The sequence below is a fragment of the Pseudomonas sp. DF11 genome, from assembly GCF_058148565.1.
Window position 1 is genome coordinate 296,908 of the sequence record NZ_JBYVYN010000006.1, and the last position, 20,242, is coordinate 317,149.

General features: G+C 62.5%; 20 protein-coding genes. 5 read left to right on the forward strand and 15 right to left on the reverse strand.

Features of this window, described 5'->3' with window-relative positions; all coding sequences use genetic code 11:
* Positions 1 to 222: 222 nt before the first annotated feature.
* Positions 223 to 2,370 (forward strand): TonB-dependent siderophore receptor, encoded by a 2,148-nt coding sequence (locus tag AC30D9_RS19440; RefSeq protein WP_490144625.1) that lies wholly within the window; start codon positions 223 to 225, stop codon positions 2,368 to 2,370.
* 51 nt (positions 2,371 to 2,421) lie between these two features.
* Here AC30D9_RS19440 and AC30D9_RS19445 read toward each other — a convergent pair whose 3' ends face one another.
* Both AC30D9_RS19445 and AC30D9_RS19450 read right to left on the reverse strand, forming a co-directional pair.
* Positions 2,422 to 3,156: an SDR family NAD(P)-dependent oxidoreductase gene (locus AC30D9_RS19445; protein ID WP_490144626.1), complete on the reverse strand. Its 735-nt coding sequence runs from the start codon at positions 3,154 to 3,156 to the stop codon at positions 2,422 to 2,424.
* Positions 3,157 to 3,461: 305 nt separating this feature from the next.
* On the reverse strand, positions 3,462 to 3,668 hold the full coding sequence (locus AC30D9_RS19450; protein WP_013693518.1) for a tautomerase family protein: 207 nt from the start codon (positions 3,666 to 3,668) through the stop codon (positions 3,462 to 3,464).
* A gap of 127 nt (positions 3,669 to 3,795) precedes the next feature.
* Here AC30D9_RS19450 and AC30D9_RS19455 point away from each other — a divergent pair, with 127 nt between their 5' ends.
* Positions 3,796 to 4,719 carry a LysR family transcriptional regulator gene (locus AC30D9_RS19455; RefSeq protein ID WP_307570926.1) on the forward strand — a complete coding sequence of 308 codons (924 nt, stop codon included), beginning with the start codon at positions 3,796 to 3,798 and terminating at the stop codon, positions 4,717 to 4,719.
* A gap of 55 nt (positions 4,720 to 4,774) precedes the next feature.
* On the opposite strand, the gene AC30D9_RS19460 is transcribed toward AC30D9_RS19455, so the two are convergent.
* A complete protein-coding gene (locus tag AC30D9_RS19460; RefSeq protein WP_307570925.1) occupies positions 4,775 to 5,206 on the reverse strand; it encodes a nuclear transport factor 2 family protein in 432 nt (143 codons plus the stop codon).
* A 196-nt stretch (positions 5,207 to 5,402) separates the two neighbouring features.
* Complete coding sequence (locus AC30D9_RS19465; protein ID WP_134924080.1) at positions 5,403 to 6,299, reverse strand: LysR family transcriptional regulator; 897 nt, start codon at positions 6,297 to 6,299, stop codon at positions 5,403 to 5,405.
* A gap of 90 nt (positions 6,300 to 6,389) precedes the next feature.
* Here AC30D9_RS19465 and AC30D9_RS19470 point away from each other — a divergent pair, with 90 nt between their 5' ends.
* From AC30D9_RS19470 to AC30D9_RS19480, 3 genes are all read left to right on the forward strand, one after another.
* Entirely contained in the window at positions 6,390 to 7,799 is a 1,410-nt protein-coding gene (locus tag AC30D9_RS19470; protein ID WP_490144627.1) for an MFS transporter, read from the forward strand.
* Positions 7,796 to 9,070, forward strand: coding sequence for a glucarate dehydratase family protein (locus AC30D9_RS19475; protein ID WP_490144628.1), 1,275 nt, complete (start codon positions 7,796 to 7,798; stop codon positions 9,068 to 9,070). Before AC30D9_RS19470 ends, AC30D9_RS19475 begins: the two co-directional genes overlap by 4 nt.
* Before the next feature lie 387 nt (positions 9,071 to 9,457).
* Positions 9,458 to 10,642: a porin gene (locus AC30D9_RS19480; protein ID WP_490144629.1), complete on the forward strand. Its 1,185-nt coding sequence runs from the start codon at positions 9,458 to 9,460 to the stop codon at positions 10,640 to 10,642.
* Between the two features lie 213 nt (positions 10,643 to 10,855).
* Here the strand turns inward: AC30D9_RS19480 and AC30D9_RS19485 are convergent, their stop codons facing one another.
* The 11 genes from AC30D9_RS19485 to AC30D9_RS19535 all read right to left on the reverse strand — a co-directional run bounded on the left by AC30D9_RS19485 (position 10,856) and on the right by AC30D9_RS19535 (position 20,059).
* Entirely contained in the window at positions 10,856 to 12,352 is a 1,497-nt protein-coding gene (locus AC30D9_RS19485) for a cytochrome D1 domain-containing protein (protein WP_490144630.1), read from the reverse strand.
* Positions 12,349 to 13,191, reverse strand: coding sequence for a uroporphyrinogen-III C-methyltransferase (cobA, locus tag AC30D9_RS19490; protein ID WP_490144631.1), 843 nt, complete (start codon positions 13,189 to 13,191; stop codon positions 12,349 to 12,351). Before cobA ends, AC30D9_RS19485 begins: the two co-directional genes overlap by 4 nt.
* Positions 13,192 to 13,228: 37 nt before the next feature.
* Positions 13,229 to 14,410: a heme d1 biosynthesis radical SAM protein NirJ gene (gene nirJ / locus AC30D9_RS19495; protein ID WP_490144632.1), complete on the reverse strand. Its 1,182-nt coding sequence runs from the start codon at positions 14,408 to 14,410 to the stop codon at positions 13,229 to 13,231.
* 29 nt (positions 14,411 to 14,439) lie between these two features.
* Positions 14,440 to 14,976, reverse strand: coding sequence for a siroheme decarboxylase subunit beta (ahbB, locus tag AC30D9_RS19500; protein WP_490144633.1), 537 nt, complete (start codon positions 14,974 to 14,976; stop codon positions 14,440 to 14,442).
* Positions 14,951 to 15,394, reverse strand: coding sequence for an Lrp/AsnC family transcriptional regulator (locus tag AC30D9_RS19505; RefSeq protein ID WP_490144634.1), 444 nt, complete (start codon positions 15,392 to 15,394; stop codon positions 14,951 to 14,953). The genes ahbB (AC30D9_RS19500) and AC30D9_RS19505 overlap by 26 nt, the downstream gene beginning before the upstream one ends.
* The gene (gene ahbB, locus AC30D9_RS19510) at positions 15,387 to 15,899 is read right to left on the reverse strand and encodes a siroheme decarboxylase subunit beta (RefSeq protein ID WP_490144635.1); all 513 of its coding nucleotides are present in this window, start codon (positions 15,897 to 15,899) and stop codon (positions 15,387 to 15,389) included. The genes AC30D9_RS19505 and ahbB (AC30D9_RS19510) overlap by 8 nt, the downstream gene beginning before the upstream one ends.
* On the reverse strand, positions 15,896 to 16,354 hold the full coding sequence (locus AC30D9_RS19515; RefSeq protein ID WP_109756155.1) for an Lrp/AsnC family transcriptional regulator: 459 nt from the start codon (positions 16,352 to 16,354) through the stop codon (positions 15,896 to 15,898). The genes ahbB (AC30D9_RS19510) and AC30D9_RS19515 overlap by 4 nt, the downstream gene beginning before the upstream one ends.
* A 2-nt stretch (positions 16,355 to 16,356) precedes the next feature.
* Positions 16,357 to 17,535 carry a cytochrome D1 domain-containing protein gene (locus AC30D9_RS19520; RefSeq protein ID WP_490144636.1) on the reverse strand — a complete coding sequence of 393 codons (1,179 nt, stop codon included), beginning with the start codon at positions 17,533 to 17,535 and terminating at the stop codon, positions 16,357 to 16,359.
* Entirely contained in the window at positions 17,532 to 17,861 is a 330-nt protein-coding gene (locus AC30D9_RS19525; RefSeq protein WP_490144637.1) for a c-type cytochrome, read from the reverse strand. Before AC30D9_RS19525 ends, AC30D9_RS19520 begins: the two co-directional genes overlap by 4 nt.
* 185 nt (positions 17,862 to 18,046) lie before the next feature.
* Complete coding sequence (locus AC30D9_RS19530; protein WP_490144638.1) at positions 18,047 to 18,355, reverse strand: c-type cytochrome; 309 nt, start codon at positions 18,353 to 18,355, stop codon at positions 18,047 to 18,049.
* A 24-nt stretch (positions 18,356 to 18,379) separates the two neighbouring features.
* Positions 18,380 to 20,059: a cytochrome D1 domain-containing protein gene (locus tag AC30D9_RS19535; RefSeq protein ID WP_490144639.1), complete on the reverse strand. Its 1,680-nt coding sequence runs from the start codon at positions 20,057 to 20,059 to the stop codon at positions 18,380 to 18,382.
* Positions 20,060 to 20,242: the final 183 nt, after the last annotated feature.

Genomic DNA, 20,242 nt, shown 5'->3' on the forward strand with positions numbered 1-20,242 from the left:
AGGCTCGCTCCCACAGGGATTTGTGGCGGACGCGATTTTTGTGAATGCCCTGAACCAATGTGGGAGCGAGCCTGCTCGCGATGGCGGACTTGAAGGCAACAAAATAAAACCGGCGTTAATGGGAGTGAATATCAAATAAGAATGAGTTCCTGTATCTTTCGCGACACATTCTTGCCGGCCTCGAAAAAAGGGCCGGTATTCTTTCATTAGGATTGTGCGTCGATGCGTCGGATTCTCGTTTCACTGTGTGTGCTCCAGGCTTATTCCGTTTCCACCTGGGCTGAAGAGCCAATCCCTGGCAACCCCGCGACCCTCGAGCTGCAAGCCACGGATATCGTCGGCGCTGCCGACTATGAATCGGCACAGGGCCCGGTGAAGGGCTATCACGCCACCCGCTCAGCCAGTGCCACCCGTACCGACACGGCGATTCATGAAACCCCGCAATCCATTTCCGTAGTGTCCCGCGACGTGGTCGAAGACCTCAGCGCCACGCGCCTGCAAGACGCCCTCGATTACGCTGGCGGGGTAGGCCGGGCCAACAACTTCGGCGGCCAGGGCCTGACCACGTTCACCGTGCGCGGCTTCACCACGGGGGAGTTCTACCGCAACGGCTTCCCGATCAACCGTGGCTACCCGAACATGCCTGACGCCAACACCATCGAGCGTCTGGAAGTCCTGCGCGGCCCGGCCACCATGCTCTATGGCCGTGGCGACCCGGGCGGTACCTTCAACGTGGTGTCCAAACAACCGTTGGCCGAGCGCACGGTGACCCTGGGCAGTCAGCTCAGCGACCAGGGGATGCGTCGCGGTACGCTCGATACGTCCGGTCCATTGGACGAAGAAGGGCGCCTGGCTTATCGCCTGAACGTGATCGGCGAGGGCGGTGACACGTTCCGCGACCACGTCGAGACCGAGCGCTACGGCGTCGCGCCAGTGGTGACCTGGCAGGTCAACGACACCACGCGCCTGACTTTCGAAGGTGATTTCATGCGCAACAATGCGCCCCTGGACCGTGGCTTGACCCATTACGCCGGCCAGCGCGGCACCGCCTCGCGCGATACGTTCTTCGGCGAAAAAGACGCCGGCAAGCTGCACAACGACAACAACATGCTGCAGGTGCGTTTCGAGCACATGCTCAACGACGACTGGACGCTGGCCGGCGGTACCCAATGGCTCGACGGCACCTTGCAGGGCAATGCCGTGGAAGGCAACGGCATCGCCGCCGACGGGCGCACCCTGGGCCGCAACTTCAACTACCGCAAATTGGAATGGAGCGACCGGGACACCCAACTTAACCTCACCGGGCATTTCTCCACCGGCGGGTTCGAGCACACGCTGTTGACGGGCATCGAGTATGAAGACTACGACTACCAGTCCATCATCCAGCGTTCCGCCGCGGGTGCCGGTGCCTACCCGATCGATATCTTCGACCCGGTGTATGGCCAGCCGCGCCCGGCATTGACGCGTACGCCCACCGATGACCAGGAAAACCTCAAGACGTTTGGCGTATTCGTCCAGGATCAGGTGGCGTTGACTGAGCGCCTGAAGGTGTTGGCTGGGGCGCGGTTTGAGCGATTCGAGCATGAGTACGAATCCTTCGTCCCTCAGGCTCGGCCCGGTAGCCGTAACTGGGACAAGACTGAAAATGCTGTCACCCCACGCCTGGGGGTGATCTACGATCTGACCGATACCGTTGCGCTCTACGCCAACACCGCGCGCTCGTTCAAACCCAACACCGGAGCCAGTCGCCAGGGGCAGGGTGAGGGGTTTAAGCCGGAAGAGGGCAAGTCCTACGAAATGGGCGTCAAGTGGGAAGCGCTGGATCGTCAGTTGAGCGTTGATGCGGCGATCTACCAGATTGAAAAGCGCAACGTACTCACGCCCGATCCGCTGGATTCCACCTTCAACGTGGCTGCCGGGGAAGTGCGCAGCCGTGGTTTCGATTTGAATGTGGCGGGCAATTTAACGCCAGAATGGCGCGTGATCGGTGGCTACGCGTATGTAGATGCCGAAGTGACCAAGGACATCAATATCCCAACCGGCACCCGCTTGCTCAACGTGCCCAAGAACTCCTTCAGCCTGTTGAACGTCTATGAGTTCCAGGACAGTGGCCTCAAGGGGCTCGGCCTGGGCCTGGGCGTCAAGTACGTCGATGAGCGGGCCGGCAATACGGCGGCCAGCACCTTTACCATGGACAGCTACACCGTCGTCGACCTGCTCGGCTACTACAAGGTCAACGAGCGGATCCGCCTCAACCTGGACCTGAAGAACCTGTTCGACGCCGACTACGAAGAGGGTGCATTCGGTGGCGTCTATGCCTACCCAGGCGCACCGCGGACCGTGCAGGCCGGCATTTCCTACACGCTCTGAATCCAGTGCGTCATGAAAACCCCGAAGGTCCTGCCTCCGGGGTTTTTCTTTTTACCACTTGCCGCTGCTCATGCCGCCGTCCACCGGCAGTATCGCGCCGGTCGTGAAATCAGCGCCCGCCAGGTACAACACGGCTTCGGCAATTTCCTCGATGGTGCCCACGCGACCGGCCGGGGCCAGGTTTTCGAGGAAGTCGCGGTGCGCCGGGTCATGCATGGGCGTGTCGATGATGCCGGGGGCGACGGCGTTGACCTTGATGTTGTGAGGCGACAATTCCAGGGCCAGGGCGCGGGTCATCTGGTTGACGCCGCCCTTGATCAACACCGGCAGCGCCGCCGGCACCTGGATGTTCGGTTGCAGCGCCACGGCGGCCGAAATGTTGATGATGAAGCCTTGCCGGCGCCCGATCATGTGCGCGGCAGCGGCCTGGCTGGCGTAGACCAGCCCCTTGAGGTTGGTGTCCAGCAGCGCGTCCAGGTCCTGGGGGCTGTATTCGACGAAGGGTTTTGGCAGGAAGAACCCGGCGTTGTTCACCAGCCCGTCAACGGCACCAAACGCCTCGACGGCTTGGGCGATGAGGGCGGCTGAAGTGGCCGGGTCAGCGATGTCGCCGGCCACGCCGATGAAACCGGCCGGGTGACCGAGCTGGGCAGCGGCAGCGTCCAGGCCGGCCGGGGAGCGGGCATTGCCCACCACGTTGTACCCCCGGGCCAGGAACGCCTTGACCAAACCCAGGCCGATCCCGCTGGAAGCGCCGGTGATGATGACGGTTTTGTTGAGGCTCATGATTGACTCCTGATCACATTGAGTGGAACCGCTACGCCTGTAGAGGCGGTGGTTGAGTTCAGGGTATTGGTGCATCAGGGTTTGATAAATAAGGCTTCTGGTACTTGAGTTGATACGCCATGTAATCAATGACTGGATCAACGCAAGCCACTGTGGGAGCGAGCCTGCTCGCGATAGCGGTACATCAGCCGACTCAAATGTCGACTGACGCACCGATATCGCGAGCAGGCTCGCTCCCACAGAGTTATTGGGGTGATAGATATAGAAAGCCCGGTCAATTGGACCGGGCTCGGAAGGGCAGAGGGTTATTCCTTGGGAAGACTTCGATACGCCGTCGTCGTCATTCCCGCGTATCCCCAGTTATCGGTGTCGACTTCCTCGATCACGATATGGGTCAAATGCGGGTCCTTGCCCAGCACGCGCTGGAGGGTTTCGGTGATTTCGGAAATCACCTGGGCTTTTTGTTCACGGGTGACGCCGTCTCGGGTAATTCGCACATTGACGAAAGGCATGTTGCACTCCTGCTGCTGAGAAATGCGCAGGAGTATTCCCGCGCCATTGAAGGACCACTGTATTTATACGCCGCAGGCTGATAAACAGGCTTTTGGCAACTTCAGTTGATACGCGGTGTAATCAATCATGAAACGTCATTTCGAAGACCTGCAGCTGGGCAGCATAGAACTATTCTGCCTGGCGGCGGAGGCCGGCAGTTTCACCGCCGCGGCGCAGTTGGCGGGCGTTACTCCGGCGGCGGTGAGCCGCTCGATCTTTCGTCTGGAAGAGCGCCTGGGTTCACGACTTTTCGTGCGCACCACCCGCAGCATCCGCTTGACCGAAGCCGGCAGGACCTATTTCGAGCAATGCCGCCAGGCGTTGACGCAACTGGTGGAGGCGCAACAGGAAATGATGGGGGCGCAATCGGTGCCGTCCGGGCAACTGCGTATCAGCCTGCCCACCACCTACGGTCATCACCGCATCCTGCCGTTGCTGCCGGCCTTTCGGGCGCTGTACCCGCAAGTGACTGTGGACCTGCACCTGAGCAATCGAAACATTGATTTCGTCGCCGAGGGATATGACCTCGCCATTCGGGTACGGGCCCAACCCGACTCGTCGATGATCGCCCGGCTGCTGGAGGATGCGAAACTGGTGGTGGTCGCATCCCCGGATTATCTGCGCAAGGTCGGCACGCCACAGAGCCTTGGAGACCTGGACGATCACGAGTGTATCCAGTTCGAATTGCCCAGCAGCGGGCGACGGATTTCCTGGCTGTTCAATGTCGAGGGCAAGGAAAAGGAAGTGTTCGGCGAAGGGGGTTATTGCTGTTCGGACGATGTGCTCGGCGGCGTGACGCTGGCCAAGCATGGGGCGGGCTTGTTCCAGACCTATAAATTCATCGTGGAGCAGGAGCTGGCCAACGGGCAATTGGTGGAGGTGCTTGCGCCTTTCGCGGGGCGTTCACGGCCGTTCACCTTGTTGTATCCCCATGGCCGGTACGTGCCGCAGCGGGTGCGTGCTTTTGTGGATTTTCTGCTGCAGTACCGGGAGCAATGGGCGACGGATTGAAGTAACGGTGACCTGTGGCGAGGGGATAAATCCCCTCGCCACATAGATTTTCAGGTCAGAACCGAAACGCCTGGCGACCGATCAGCAGCCACTTGCCATTCTTCTGCTTCTGCCAGATCTGGAAGTTCTCGATTTCCGTCGGCACCACCTCTGTGCCCTTGAGCGCCTGGGCCGAAAAGTGATTGCGCACCAGCGCCACGTCACCTGACAGGGTGATTTTCTGGTTCTGCATCTCCAGGGTCTTGAACGCGCTCTTGCCCGTTTCGATGTCGGCGATGAAGGCTTTCTTGTCCTGGATGTTGCCGCTGGAGTGCCCGTAGGTCAGGTTCTCAGCGGCCAATGCCTGGAGTTGTGGGATGTCTTTGTGCAGCATGGCTTGGGTCAGATGGTCGACCGCCTGGGCCACTTCCTGCTCAGGCGATGTAGCCGCCGCTGCGTAGCCGCTGAACAGGCACAAGAGGCTGATGACCAATGTCGCTTTTTTCATGGGGATTTCCTTGTTGTTGTAGGTATCAGGAACGCGAGCGATTGCGCTCTCGTCTGTCATCGTACAACTTGCAGGGAAGGACTGGAATAGGGCGCTGGCAAACCCATCAGACACATGGCTCAAGGGCGCTGGTCATATGGCGAGGGAGCAAGCTCTCTCGCCACGGGTTTCACATGCCACAGCTTTTGTGTATCGCTTAAAGTCCCTCCCGAACCGCTCCCCGAATCCCCTCCAGCAACATGGTGAACGCCGGGTTGTCGTTGTCCTCGCGCCACACCAGGTGCAACTCGCTCTGCACCCCTTCACCCAGGTCGATCTCGCGAAACACCACCTGCTTGAACACCACGCTGGTGGCGCATCGCGGCACCAGCGCCAGGCCCATGCCGGCGTTGACCAGCGCCAGGATCGTCAGCGACGACCCCAGCCATTGCACGAATTGTGGCGCGACCCGGGCCGAGCGAAGCATGCCGGTGAGCAGTTCGTTGAAGGGCGGGTAGGCGGAATGGGAGTACATGAGGAACGGTTGACCGTCCAGGTCCTGGACGCCCACGGTCTCGGCATTGGCCAGCGGATGCCCGGCAGGCACCGCCAGGACGAAGGGCTCGCGCACCAGGCATTCGGTGGCGTAGCCGGTTTCCAGCAGGGGCGAGCGAACGATGCCCAGGTCGATGCGCCGGGCGCGTAAGGCCTCGTGCTGCTGGTAAGTGTTCATCTCTGCCAAAACGATTTTGACCTGGGGCTGTTTCAGCCGTGCCTCGGCAATGACCTTGGGCAAGAACTCGTACACCGCGCTACCGACGAAGCTGATGGTGACCGAGCCGATGTCGCCCTGGGCGAAACGCTTAGCGGCAACGGCAGCTTGTTGTGCCTGCTCCAGCAGGTTCTGCGCTTCGATGAAAAACGCTCGGCCAGCGGCGGTGAGTGCCACGCTGCGGGTACTGCGGGTGAACAGTTCGACCCCCAGGTGATGTTCCAGCAATTGGATCTGCCGGCTCAGCGGTGGCTGGGTCATGTTCAGGCGTTCGGCGGCGCGACGGAAGTTGAGTTCGGTCGCCACAGTGGTAAAGCAGCGCAGTTGGGCCAGTTCAAACATTGATTCAATCCAGGTATCAATCAAGTGCCAAGTTAGATTAGACGGGAACAATCCACCGCGTCCATCATCGCCACGTTCCCCACAAAAACAATGATCGGGAGGCACCCCTTGAATAACGTAACGGACTCCACCCATGACAGCACCCTGGCGCGCGCAGCGGCCAAGGTCAAACGTCATGTCCTGCCGCTGGTGGTGGTGATGTTCATCGTCAACTACATCGACCGGGTCAACATCGGCTTCGTGCGCAGTCACCTGGAAACCGACCTGGGCATTGGTGCCGCGGCCTACGGGCTCGGCGCCGGGCTGTTCTTCGTCGGCTACGCGCTGTTCGAAGTGCCGTCCAACATGCTGTTGCAACGCTACGGCGCCCGGGCCTGGCTGACGCGCATCATGTTCACCTGGGGCGCAGCGGCCATGGCCATGGCCTTTGTGCGCGGCGAGACCAGTTTTTATGTACTGCGCTTTATCCTCGGCGCGGCGGAGGCGGGGTTCTTTCCCGGCATCATTTACTACTTTACCCAATGGCTGCCCGCCAACGAGCGGGGCAAGGCGATGGCGATCTTCCTGAGCGGCTCGGCCATCGCCTCGGTGATTTCCGGCCCGGTGTCCGGCGCTCTGCTGCACGTCAGCGGGATGGGCCTGCATGGCTGGCAGTGGATGTTCCTGATCGAAGGTTTCGCCTCCATCGTGCTGTGCGGGTTTGTCTGGTTCTGGCTGCAATCGCATCCGAGCCAGGCCAAATGGCTGACGGCTGAAGAAAAAACCGTATTGATCGCCGCCATCGCCGAGGAACAACGGGCCCGGGAAGCCGCCCAAGTGGTCAAGCCGTCGATGTTCAAGTTGCTGGCCGACCGGCAGATCGCGCTGTTCTGTTTCATCTACTTTTCCATCGCCCTGACCATCTACGGTGCCACGTTCTGGCTGCCGAGCATGATCAAGAAAATGGGCAACCTGGGGGACTTCCAGGTCGGTTTGCTCAACTCCATTCCGTGGATCATTTCCATCGTCGCGATGTACGGCTTTGCCGCCCTGGCCGGCAAATGGAAGTTCCAGCAGGCCTGGGTTGCGGTGACGCTGGTGGTGGCTGCGTTCGGCATGTTCATGTCCACCACGGGCGGACCGATCTTTGCCTTCGTGGCGATCTGTTTTGCCGCGATCGGTTTCAAGGCCGCGTCGGCGTTGTTCTGGCCGATTCCCCAGGGCTACCTGGATGCACGCATCGCGGCGGCGGTGATCGCCCTGATCAACTCCATCGGCAACCTCGGCGGCTTCGTGGCGCCGACGGCCTTCGGTTTCCTGGAGCAAACCACCGGGTCCATCGAGGGCGGCCTGTATGGGCTGGCGATAACCTCGCTCGTCGCTGCCGTGGTGATCTTTTTCGCCCGCACCGCGCCCAAGCGTGACACCCCGGATGCCGGTCGACCCGGAACCATTGCCGAAGCCGAGCCCTCGGACAAACCCCAAGCCTTGAACCCTGGCCCATCGGGAGCCGCTGTATGAAGATCAAACGCGTCACTGTCACCCCCATCGCTTTTCGCGACCCACCTTTGCTCAACGCCAGCGGCATCCATGAGCCGTTCGCGTTGCGCTCGATCATCGAGATCGAGAGCGACAACGGTTACATCGGCCTGGGGGAGAGCTACGGCGATGCGCCGGCCCTGGCGATCCAGCAGCAGTTGCAGAGCCAGTTGATCGGCCTGGATCCGTTCAATCTCAACCAGTTGCGGGCCATCGTCCAGGCGACCGTCGCCGCGCAGAAACCGCCGAGCCTGGCCGGTGCCGAACTGGCGCCGGGTTCCCATGCGAGCAAGGCGGTGAGCAATGCCTATTCGGCGTTCGAAGTGGCCTGCCTGGACCTGCAGGCCCACTACCTGAACGTGCCGCTGGTGGACCTGCTCGGCGGCGCGATTCGCGACGAGATTCCGTTCAGTGCCTACCTGTTTTTCAAGTATGCCGAGCACATCGATTCGCCGTATCCGCCAGACAGTTGGGGCGAGGCGCTCGACGAACAGCAGATCGTTGCCCAGGCCCGGCGGATGATCCAGGACTATGGCTTCAAAAGCATCAAGCTCAAGGCCGGTGCCCTTGATCCGGAGCATGAAGTCGCCTGCATCAAGGCGTTGAAACAAGCGTTTCCCGGCTATCCGCTGCGCATCGACCCCAACGGCAACTGGTCGCTGGAAACTTCGATCCGCATGGCCGAACTGCTGGGGGATGACTTGCAGTACTACGAAGACCCAACGCCAGGGCTGGAAGGCATGGCCGAACTGCACAAGCGCACGGGGCTGGCGCTGGCGACCAATATGGTGGTTACCGATTTCGACGAGTTTCGCCGTAGCGTAGCGTTGAACAGCGTGCAGATTGTATTGGCTGACCACCACTACTGGGGCGGCCTGCGGGACACCCAGGCCTTGGCGAAGATGTGCAGTACCTTCGGCCTGGGCGTGTCGATGCATTCGAATTCGCATCTGGGCATCAGCCTCATGGCCATGGCCCACGTGGCGGCGGCGGTGCCGAACCTGGACTACGCCTGCGACACCCATTACCCGTGGCAGGAGCCGGATGAGGAGGTGGTCAAGGGCGGCAAGCTGCCGATTGTCGATGGCTGCGTGAAGATCACCCGGGCGCCGGGCCTTGGTCTGGAGTTGGACCGGGATCAACTGGGCAAGCTGCATGACCAGTTCCTCAGTTGCGGCATCCGCCAGCGCGACGATGTGCGGCAGATGCAGCGCTACCGGCCGGACTGGAAGACCGTCAAGCCGAGGTTCTGAGGCGAAGGCGGGGGGGCCTGCTGCGCAGGTCAGCGGGAGCAAGCTCCTGTGGCGAGGGGATTTATCTGTGGGAGCAAGGCTTGCCCGCGATAGCCGCGCCGCGGTCGAACAGTTAAAGCGCGTTATCGTTCATCGCGGGCAAGCCTTGCTCCCACAGATCCCCCTCGCCACAGGTCGGTGGTATTGATCCCCCCTACATTCCCCGGCCATCCCGCGGCCCACACCCAAAGTACCGCACCCGCCAGCCTCGCCGTCTTACACCCAAACTGCCGCGCCAGGCCGGCGCTTCCAAAGCATCCGCCAATTGCCTCCAAGGCAGCGTATGACGCGCCCCGACGCCTTTCGATAATCGCCTCCGACATCCCGTCCCCTGTTGCGGAGCGCGCCATGCACAACAATAAAAATACCCGCCAACGTTTTTTGCCTGCAGTCCTCGCCGGCGTTTCGAGCCTGGGCCTGATGCCTTGGGCCAACGCCGAAATCATGCTGTACGACAAGGACCAGACCACCTTTTCCACCGACGGCTACATCAACGCCTTTTACGTCAACAGTGACGTGGACCGCGCGGGTGAGCAGTACGACCGTCGGCAGGCACGAGTCAAGATGGGCTTCTTGCCCAACTACCTGGGCTTCAACATGGGCAAGCAGGTCGATGACCTCAAGCTCGGTGCCCGGGCCTCGTTCTGGGTGACCATCAACGACAGCGAAACCAACGGCACCGACACTGCCATCGACGTGCGCCAGTTCTACGGCACCGTGGCCAATCCGGAGTGGGGCGAGGTGCTGATCGGCAAGGACTTCGGCCTGTTTGCCCGCTCCAACATCCTGCTGGACGAACTGCTCGCCGGTTACGGCCAGGTCAGCGACACCCTGGGGTTGGTGGACGGCGGCGGCGTGTCGTTCGGCAACATCGGCAGTGGTTATCCGTACCCGTTCCCGACTTCGCAGATCACCTACCGCACGCCAGTGATGGACGGGCTGCGAGTGGCGGTGGGGATCATGGACCCGGTGGACACCAACGACAACAGCGCCACCGGCAAGGCCTACCAGGAAAACCCGCGCACCGAGAGCGAGATCACCTACCAGTTCGACCTGGGCGGGGCGAAGATCTACAGCTGGCTCAACGGCAGCTACCAGACCTCGGACAACACCGATTCCACCGTCGAATCGGTCACTTCCAAGGGCCTGGGGTATGGCGTGCAGGCCAAGATGGGCGAGTTGTCGCTCACCGGTTCGGGGTTCCAGGCCAAGGGCATCAACCCGTTCTTCACCAACAACGCCGGTGAAGCCACCCTGCGCAATGTCGACAGCAAGGGCTACCTGTTGCAGGGCTCGTACAAGCTGGGCAAGAACCGCCTGGCGCTGTCCTACGGCAAGACCGATGACGACGGCAATGGCGTGGTGGGCAGTGGCGCCGATTACGAAACCCGTGGCATCGCGCTGTTCCACGACATCAACGACAACCTCAAGCTCGTGGCCGAGTACAACCAGTTCGAAATCAACGGCCACGATACCAGCGCCCAGAACGAAGACACCGACACCTTTGCTGTGGGTGCGGTGCTCACCTGGTAAAGGGGGAGTGGGAGCAAGGCTTGCCCGCGATAGCCGCGCCGCAGTCAAACAGTGGAACCGCGTTATCGTTCATCGCGGGCAAGCCTTGCTCCCACAGGCCTTTGTTCTCACAGATAAATCCCCTCGCCACAGTAGTCATTCCAACTGGACACCGTCGCAGTCTTTTGTGGCGGAGAAGTTTGCTCCCGGGGGCTGCGCATCAGCCCCTTTTTTTCAATGAGACGTCCCCTCGGCGAACTCGACCTTGTTACCGACGTTGTACTTGCCCGAAGGTTTGTTCATGGGCAGGCGCTTGATCTCCTCGAGGGTGTTGCTGTCGTAGACGATCAGCGCGCCGTCGGTATCCCAGATGCTCACTAGCAGGTAGCGACCGTCACGGGTGAACTCGACGTGGGCCGCGGTTTTGCCGGGTATGGGCCGCAGGGTGTGGGCGATTTCCAGGGTCTGTTTGTCGATCAGGTGGATGGCATCGTTGTCCGGGCCGAAGAACACATCGGTCCAGGCGTAGCGCGAGTTGGCGTGGCTGCGCAGGAAGAAGCCCGGCCCCAGCGTGGGGATCTGCTTGATGACTTTCCAGGTGTCGAAGTCGATCACCGAAATCAGCCCCTTGCTGATGTTGGGCGTGGCGAACACCCAATGCCCATTGCGTTTCCAATAGGTCCCCGAGCCCAGGTGCGGCATGCCCGGCAAGGCGATGTCAGTGACGACCCGACCGGTGTCGAGATCGATCACCTGTCCGCCCTGGGCCTTGCGCGAGGTGGCGAGCAATTGCCGGTAATCGGGCGAGAAGGAAAAATCGTCCAGGTAATCCTCGGCCTCGATACGCCTGGGCACAAAGTCCGGGTTCGGCCCGGTGGACAGTTCCCAGACCTCTTTCACGTCTTTCAAGGCCACGATAAAACTGTTGCGCGGCGGCGCGGTATAGACCGCACTGACCCGCGACGCCTGGCCGTCCAGCCCCACCGTTGCAAGGGTCTTGACCAGTGACAGATCGCGGGCATCCAGCACCACCAGGTTGCCGGGCAGGGTGTTGCCCACCAGCACCCAGCGACCGTCCTTGCTCACCGCCAGGTTGCGGGTATTGAGCCCGGCCCGTACCTCGGCGATGAGCTTGAGGTTATGCAGGTCATACAGGCTGATCCAGCCGTCCCGAGAGGCGAAATAGACAAAGCGCCCGTCGGGAGAAAATTTGGGGCCGCCATGCAGCGCAAAGTGTGAGGCGAAGCGCGCCAGGACTTCGAAGCGATCGCCGTCGACGATATTGACGTGATGATCGCCAGCCTCCACCACCACGAACAGGTTCAGCGGGTCGGCGTGGTGCTGGGGTTTATCGGGCAGGGTAGCGACATCCACCACCAGGCGATGACTGCGACGAGTGTCGTCCTCGCTCCAGGTCGGTTCGACGGCGGGCGGACGCTGGAGATAGTGGGTCAGACCGTCGATCTGCGCAGGTTCCAGCACCGCACCGAACGCCGCCATCTGGCTGGCCGGACGTCCATTCTCGATCACCTGGCGGATCTCGTCGGGCTTGATCCGGCTCAGGCTCTGGGGCAACAGCGCCGGCCCGGCAGCGCCGATGCGATTCACTCCGTGGCACTGCTGGCAATGTTGCTGGTAGGTCTGTTCGGCCAAGGCCAGGTCCGGTTCAGCCGCCGTGGCGCCTGGGACGACACCGATCCACAACAGCGGGGCAAGCCAGCCGATTCTCATGATGCCACCCTCGCGATACCAGGCTGGAGCGATATGGCCGGGTGCAGGCGGGCCGGATGCTCCAATAGCTGATGGGCGAACAAACCGACCACCTTGCCGATCACCGTCAAGGTCGGCAGGCCTTCGGCGCACGCCAGGGCCATCTCCGGCAATTGCTGGAGGGTGCCGCGCAGGACCTGCTGGTCGGGGCGCGTGCCGTTGCTGATCAGCGCCGCCGGAGTCTCGGCCGCCAGGCCCGCCGCGATCAGCCGCGCGGCGATGGTGCCGAGGTTCGACAAGCCCATGTAGAACACCAGGGTCTGGCTGTCATCCGCCAGGCTTTGCCAAGGCAGGTTCAAATCCCCTTCGCGTTGCAGGTGGCCGGTGATGAATCGGCAGGAATTGACCAGGTCACGGTGGGTCAAGGGAATGCCGGCATAGGTACTGCAACCGGCTGCGGCGGTGATGCCCGGCACGACTTGGCAATCGACACCTCGGGCCAGCAGATACTCCAGTTCCTCGGCGCCGCGACCGAAGATGAACGGATCGCCGCCCTTGAGCCGTACCACCCGTTGTCCCTGGTCGGCCAGCTCAGCCAGCAGTTCGTTGATCTGCGGCTGGGGCAGGCTGTGGCAACCGGCGGCCTTGCCGACGTAATGCCGGGCGCAGGTCAGCGGGATCAGGCTGAGCAATTGCGAGCTGATCAAGCGGTCGTAGACCACCGCGTCGGCCTGCATCAACAGGCTCCAGGCGCGCAGTGTCAGCAGGCCCGGGTCACCGGGACCGGCGCCGACCAGGGCGACTTCACCCGGTCTGAAGGGCGATTGCAGGGCAGCGGGCAAAACGATGGAGGCAGGCATGGGACTTCCTTGGTTCGGTATCAGGTTCGCCGTCGGGCTATTGGGCGCAGGGCTGCGCAACGCAGGGAATCGCGTGCACGCCAATTTCGTCATCGCTGAGGTGGCAGCCGGGGTCTTGGCCCCAGAGGTCGCCGTCGGCCCAGGCGCGGGTGCGGGTATTGCCGTTGCAGATCGCCAGCCAACGGCATTGCCCACAGCGGCCACCCACCGCCCGTGGATGTTCACGCAGCTTGAGCAGCAGGGCATCGGGGCGTTCTGACCAGAGCGTCTTGAACGGGGTCCGGCGGACATTGCCCACCGAGTGCTGCCACCAGTACGTGTCGGGGTGGACCTCGCCGGTATTGTCGATGTTGGCGATGCCGCTCCCCGACGCGTTGCCGCCCCAGGCCCGCAGCATCTGTTCCAGTGCGGTGTAGTGTTGCGGTAGCCGACGGGATACCCATTGCAGCAACAGGATCGCATCGGCGTCGTTGTTGCCGCTGACGAAGTCACTGTCGCGGCCCTGTTCGATGTCGTGCCAGGCCCGCTCGAAGATCAGTGTCATGGCCTCGCGGCTCATCTGCTGCTGGGCATCGAGCTTGCGACTGCGTTTGCCTCGGCCGCTGTAGTTGAGGTGCGACAGGTAGAATTTCTGCACGTCGTACTCATTCATCAAGTCCAGCAAGCGCGGCAACTGGGCGTGGTTTTGCTGGGTGAGGGTGGTGCGCAACCCGACCCGGATTCCTTGCTCGCGGCAGAGCCGGATGGCTGCCATGGAACTGGCGAAACTGCCCTTGAGCTGGCGGAATTCATCGTGGGTCGCTTCCAGACCGTCGATGCTGATGCCGACGTAGTCGAAGTGTGCCTCGCTGATGTGCTGGATATTGTTCGCGTCGATCAGCGTGCCGTTGGTGGACAGGGCGAGGAAAAAGCCCTTGCCACGGGCGTAGGCGCTGAGCTGGAACAGATCGTCGCGCAGCAGGGGTTCGCCGCCGGACAGGATCAGCACGCGCACCCCGGCATCATGCAGGTCATCGATGACCTGAAGCGCCGCCGCGGTGTCCAGTTCATCGCGAAACACGCTGTCGGCCGAGGTCGCATAGCAGTGCTTGCAGGTCAGGTTGCAGCGCCTGAGCAGGTTCCAGATCACCACCGGCGGGCGCTGGCTGCCCGGTGGCGCGACCCGTGGCGCGGGGCATTGCCCGGCCAGGGCCCGCAGGTAGTGGCTGATCCTCAACATAAAAGCGCTCCTTCGATCGGCATGCGGGTTCAGCCCAGGCTTGGCGACAGGCGTAGGCCGGTTTTTTTCAGGATGCGGCTGCTTACCAGCATGTCGTCGGCGGCACAGGCGTTCCCCAGCAGGTAGCGCAGGTGGTCGCGGTAGCTGTCGATTTCTTCGCGGCTGCGGCCATGGACCATGGCGAACAGGTTGTAACGCCAGCCGGGCCGGCGCGGGCGTCGGTAGCAGTGGCTGACGAAAGGCTGCGCACCCAGCAACGCGCCGAGGCGCGAGATGTCGCTGTCGGCCACGTCCCAGACCGTCATGCCGTTGTGGCGATAGCCCAGGCGATAGTGATTGGGCACGGCAGCGATGCGGCGGATCGCGCCTTCGGCCTGCAAGCGCTTGAGCAGGTCGAGGGTGGATTCCACACTCAAGTCCAGCTGCTCGGCGAGCCAGGCCCAGGGGTCTTCGAGCAAGGGCAGGCCGGCCTGGGTCAGTTCCACCAGCCGCAGGGCCAGGGGCGTTTCATCCAGCCGTGGTGGCGCTTGCCACAAAGACTCAGACGGGGAAATACAGGCCGACATGGTAGGTCTCCTCTTTGGGCAGGTTCAGCGGCACCAGGCCGGTCAGATGTTCGATGCGCAGCAGGCTGTCGTTGATCGCCTGTTCGCTGGGGCAGGCGAGCACGAACCACATGTTCCAGGCGTGCTCGCGGCGGTAGTTGTGGGCGACCTCGGGCATGTCCGCGAGCAGCTCGGCGACGGCCTCGAAGCGCGGCTCGGGCACCGCCAGCGCCGCCAGGGTGAACGCACCACCCAGGCGATCGATGTCGAACATCGGGCCGAAGCGGGTGAGTACACCGTCGTTGAGCAGCTCATGCAGGCGGTCGAGCAATTCGCTAGCGTTGCTGTCCAGTTCATGGGCCAGGGCCTGCCAAGGATGACGGACCAGCGGCAGGCCCAGTTGCAGGCGATTGATCAGGCGACGGTCGAGGTCATCCATCGATACGCGCTCCGACCGGTGCGGCGAAACGTCCGCCGCATTGCTTGAACAGGTGTGTGCTGAACAACAACTGGTGGGGCAGGTCGTCCAGCAGATGCTCTTGCAGCAGCGCCTGGACCTGGGCTTCGACACGGTCACGCTGGCGACCGTGGATCATGCAGAACAGGTTGTATTGCCACTGGGGCAGGCGCCGGGGGCGTTGGTAGCAAAGGCTGATGCCCGGGGCCTGACCGAGGCGACGGCCGACTTCATCGACCAAGGCGTCGGGCACGTCCAGCACCAGCATGGCGTTGGCGGCAAATCCCAAGGCGCGATGGTTGACCACCAGGCCGACACGGCGGAACAGACCCTGTCCATGCCAGTGCTGCATCTGCTCGAGCACCTGTTGTTCGCTGGCCCCGATCTGCTCGGCCAGGTCCTGGAAGGGCCGCGAGGTCAGGGGCAGGCCGGTTTCCAGCAGACGGCGCAGTTCCAGTGACTGTTGCTCACTCAGGGCGTTTTTCATGGGGTGGCCTCCAGGGCAAAGCCCAGGTCGATGCGGTAGGCGGTCAGCATGGGCAGGTCCAGCGGGGTGAGACCGGTGTCGTGTTCCAGTTCCTGGAGGATGTTTTCCAGGTGGGCACGGGTGGGGCCGGTCAGCACGAACCACAGGTTGTAGCGATGTTCCCGGGCATAGTTGTGATTGACTTCCGGGTATTGGCTGATGCGTGCCGCCACCTGGTGCAAGCGGTCTTCGGGCACGGCCAGGGCAGCCAGGGTGCTGGCCCCGGCCCGGGTGTGTTCGAACACCGGGCCGACCCGCGACAAGGTCCCGGCCACTTGCAGGTGTTGCAGGCAGTCGATGACCTGGGCTTCGCTGCAGCCCAAGGTCTCGGCCATGGCCCGATAGGGCTCGGCGCACAACGGCAGGCCATGCTGGAATTGGTCGATCAGGCGCCGGGCCAGTGAGCTGGATGTCATGGTCAATACCCCGGCTTGTGCGCACGGCTGCTGAAGAAAATACCGCTGGGGCTCAGGGCCGGCAGACTGCCCAGGCGTTCGAGCCGATACGGGTTCCAGACCTGTACCTCGCCACCGTCCCGGGCGGACAGCCACAGTTGGTCACCCCGGGCGGTGAACTCCATGTGCAACACGGCCGGGCCCGGTCGAAGGTCTGCGACGATGGCGTGAGTCTGGGTGTCGATGACTTGGACGCGGTCGTTATCCGGGTAGGCGAAGTTGACCCATAGCTGGCGACCGTCCGGCCGCGCCGTGACAAACACCGGTTGGCCGGCCACGGCGATGGCGTCGGTCTGCTGCCAGTCCCGGGCATTCATCACCAACACCTGGTGATGCCCGACGGCAGGCACGAAGGCCTGCTGGTCGGCCAGGGCCCAGCCTTCCAGATGCGGCATCTTGTACACCGGGAGCCGATCCTGGCCGCGCCCGTAATGCCCCAGCACCCGTTTCACGCCGTGTTCCGGATGCCAGAGGTCGAGTTGGGCCATGCCGTCCTCACCGAACAGCCCAGCCATGTAGTAGCGCCCGTCGGGGGTGATCAGGGCGTCATAGGGTTGTTGGCCGATGGCGGTGAAACGCTCGATGCGCGGAGTGAGGCCCTGGCTGAAGTCGGCGGTCCAGATTTCGCCGGTGTCGAACAGGCTGAACACGAAGCGTTGTCCGGGGGCGTCCACCAGACCCACCACTCGCGAACGTTTCTTGCCGTCAGGCAACGGCGTGGCCGGAATGTCGCTGACCTGTTCCAGGGTCTGGGCATCGAACACCTTGACCCCGCCGGGCTCGTAGTTAGAGACGGCGATCAGCTTACCGTCCTGGCTGATCGCGCCGCCGATGCTGTTGCCGCCCTGGATGATGCGTCGGTCGATGTGGGCGGTGAGCAGGTCGACCTTGCTCAAGCCACCATCGCGGCCGAACACATAGGCGTAGCGTTGGTCGCGGGAGAACACCACCGAAGCGTGGGAGAGGTCGCCCAGGCCTTCAACGCGTGCGAGGGCGGTGCGGGTATCGCTTTCGATGATTTGCAGGCTGCCGCTGGCGCGCTCCACCACCACGCCCAGGTCGCCGGTGCCGCGCAGTGGTGTCTGGGCGCAAGCCGAGAGCAGCAGGGCGATGGCGGTGAGGGACAATAGAGAACGGATCATGAGGCGGGTTTTCCTTGAAGGAGCCGGTCCACCAGCCAGCGAATGTCGTCGGGCGCAAGCAGCGCTGCCCAACCGGGCATGGCGCTGCCGGGCCGTCCGAGGGTGACGGTGGCGATGAGGCTGTCGCGGGATTTTCCGGTCAGGGCTTCGAGGGTCAGGGGTGGGCCGAGGCCGCCGGTCATGTACAGGCCGTGGCAAGCGCCACAATCCTGGTCCAGCAGGTGTTGCAGTTGGGCCTGGCGCTGGCTGTCGGGAGCGGCCAGCACGCAGGAGGAAAACACCGAGAGGAGGGTGGTCAGCAAGGTTGCAGCGCTGTGTCGTTCCATGACGTCCTCCGAGATTGAATTTTTGCGTGTCCCTGTGGCGAGGGGATTTATCCCCGCTGGGGTGCGAAGCAGCCCTAGAACCTGACATCGCGGTGTGCCAGGCAGATAGGTTTTGCCCTTCTTGGGGCTGCTTCGCAGCCCAGCGGGGATAAATCCCCTCGCCACATAGATGTGTTCCTTGAGTGTTACTTAAGGGTCAAGACCCACGCAGCGAGGATCTTGGCTTCTTCTTCGGTCACGGGGTTGGCCGGCATCGGCATCGCTCCCCAGTTGCCTTGCGTACCCTCCTTGATATGTTTGGCGAGCACGTCTTGCGCCCCTGGGACACTGGCGTTTTTCGCCGCCACATCCTTGAGCGCCGGGCCAACCACTTTGGTATCGATGGAGTGGCAGGCTGCACAGGGCTTGCTCTTGAACAGCGTCGGGCCGTCTTGTGCCAGCACCGGCAGGCTGTAGGCGGCAGTCAAGGCCAAGGCAATCAGAATAGGCTTCATGGTTTTTCCTCTTATTGATGGGGCTCAATAGATGTCGTGTTGGGTGTTGTAGACGTTGAATTTCCCGGTAGGGGTGATCAGGCGCTTGTCCTTGATCACGTTCTTGACCTTGAGGGTCTTGTCGTCGATCACCACCAGCGCCGACTCGTCTTCCTGGCCACTCCAGACCGAGAACCAGACTTCGTCGCCGGCCTTGTTGTATTCCGGCTGCACCACACGCAGCGCGCCTTTCTTGATACCGGCGTACTCGGCAATCGGTAGCACGGTGTAGCCGGCGTCGAGCTTGTTGATGTCGAACACCGCCACCGACTGGCTGAGCTTGGCGTCGGGGCTGAGGGTGGTGTCGACATACAGGTGGTTGGACGCGGGGTGAGTCTTGATGAACAGCGAGCCGCCACCCTGGCCCTGCAACGAGCCGACCTGTTTCCAGGCGTATTGCGGGTGTTTGACCGGGTCGGTGCCGATCAGCGAGACCCCGGCATCGCCCAGGTGGCTGGTGGCCCAGACCGGTCCGTAGAGTGGGTGGTTGAAGTTGGCGCCGCGTCCCGGGTGCGGGGTCTTGCCCACGTCCACCAGGGCGGTGAGCTTGCGTTCCTTGGAGTCGATCACCGCGACTTTGTTGGAGTTGTTTGCGGCCGTCATGAAATAGCGATGGCTGCTGTCCCAACCACCGTCATGCAGGAACGGCGCGGCGTCGATGCTGGTGATGGTGAGGTTCTTGATGTCCTGGTAGTTGACCAGCATCACCTTGCCGGTTTCCTTGACGTTGACGATGAACTCCGGCCATTCGTGGGAGGCGATGATGGCGGCGACCCGAGGTTCGGGATGGTATTGCTGGGTGTCGACGGTCATGCCGCGAGTCGAGACGATCTGCTTGGGCTCCAGGGTCTCGCCGTCCATGATGGTGAACTGCGGCGGCCAGTACGAACCGGCGATGGTGTACTTGTCTTCGTAGCCTTTGAACTTGGAGGTTTCCACCGAGCGGGCTTCGATGCCCACCTTGATTTCCGCGACCTTGGTCGGCTCTTTCGGCCACAGGTCGATCATGTCGATCTTGGCGTCCCGGCCAATCACCAACAGGTAGCGACCCGACGCCGAGATGCGCGAGATGTGCACCGCATAACCGGTGTCGATCAGCTTGACGATCTTCTTGCTGTCGCCGTCGATCAAGGCAATCTTGCCGTCGTCGCGCAGGGTCACCGAAAACAGGTTCTGCAGGTTGAGGGTGCTCAGTTGCCTGGTTGGCCGGTCTTCGGGCTTGACCAGCACTTTCCAGGTCTTGCGGGTTTCGGCCATGCCCCATTCCGGCGGTGTCGGCGGGGTATGCTGGATGAACTTGGCCATTATCGTGATCTGGTCTTTGGTCAGGGCGTTGGAAGTGCCCCAGTTCGGCATGCCGGCGGCCGAACCGTAGGTGATCAGCGCTTCCAGGTAGGCCTGGCCGCGGGACTGGGTGATGTCCGGTGTCAGCGGCTTGCCGGTGGCGCCTTTGCGTAGCACGCCGTGGCACCCGGCGCAGCGCTGGAAGTAGATTTCCTTGGCCGAGTCGAAGTCGGCCTGGCTCAGGTCGGGCGCGCCTTCGGTCTTGACCACGCGGGGTTGCTCCGGCGCAGTGGTTTGGTCGGCGAAGGCGTGGGGGGCGGCCAGCGCTGTACACAGCGCCGTGACCCGCAGGGCCCACGATTTTTTGTGGCTGATCAGCATTCCATTTCTCCTCAGGCGTGACCCGCGCTGCGCTGTAATTGACGTTCGGCGCGCAGGTTCTTGGTGCGCTGCAAGGCTATGCCCAGGCCTGTGGTTAGCCGCTTGACGGCGATCAAGTTTGCCGGCCGCAAGCCTTGCCAGGTTGTCGCAGGGCACCGTAGCGTGGCCCGTAATCGTGTTGTC